1 protein-coding gene and 1 pseudogene are annotated in these 667 nt (G+C 38.7%); both read left to right on the top strand.

All coding sequences use genetic code 11. The features are described 5' to 3' along the window. Window positions 1-194 precede the first annotated feature (194 nt). Window positions 195-551: a type II toxin-antitoxin system RelE/ParE family toxin gene (locus tag MFF34_RS28030; protein WP_238217841.1), complete on the top strand. Its 357-nt coding sequence runs from the start codon at window positions 195-197 to the stop codon at window positions 549-551. After that, window positions 544-667, top strand: a pseudogene (locus tag MFF34_RS28025) (transcriptional regulator); the annotation flags it as partial. The gene MFF34_RS28030 and the pseudogene MFF34_RS28025, both read left to right, overlap by 8 nt.

Genomic DNA, 667 nt, shown 5'->3' with positions numbered 1-667 from the left:
TATATGGACAGGATGTTCAATGACTTAAAACAACAATAATAATCAGTCAGACACCATGACCATCAGGTAGTCAGCCCTACCTCTGCGCTCCATACTGAAAAATCCCGACATGACGTCGGGATTTTTTATTGCCATTTGCAAAGTCATTCAATCATATTTAATATATAGACTGTAATCTATATTGTGATTGTAATATGTGGACAGCCATTACAACGGATCTGTGTAATGAATGGCTTGAACAGCAAGATGAAGCAACACAAGAGAAAGTCTTAGCTGCATTGGTTGTTCTACAACAGCAAGGGCCTAGTTTAGGTCGTCCTTTAGTAGATACCGTCTACGATTCTAAATTTACCAATATGAAGGAACTACGTGTTCAGCATCGTGGTAAACCGTTAAGGGCATTTTTTGCATTCGATCCCCTAAGACAAGCGATTGTGCTGTGTATTGGTGATAAGAGTAATAAAAAGCGTTTTTATACAGAGATGCTAGCAATTGCAGATGAGCAATACGCACTTCATCTCTCAACTTTAGGAGATCAATCTAATGGCTAAGAGCTTACAAGAATTATTGGCTAGTCGCTCTCCAGAGAGTCAAGCTCGTATTCAAAAAATGGCTGATGAATTACTTTTAGAAAGTCAGCTTCACCTTATCCGAGAAGAGTTAGAAA

Source organism: Pseudomonas sp. PAGU 2196 (genome assembly GCF_022179005.1).
GTDB classification, from domain to species: Bacteria; Pseudomonadota; Gammaproteobacteria; order Pseudomonadales; family Pseudomonadaceae; genus Aquipseudomonas; species Aquipseudomonas kermanshahensis.
This window is presented reverse-complemented; position numbering and strand designations above follow the sequence as displayed.

Excerpts from the sequence above, each read along its gene's own strand:
- MFF34_RS28030 (WP_238217841.1), top strand. The coding sequence starts at position 195 with ATGTGGACAGCCATTACAACGGATCTGTGTAATGAATGGCTTGAACAG.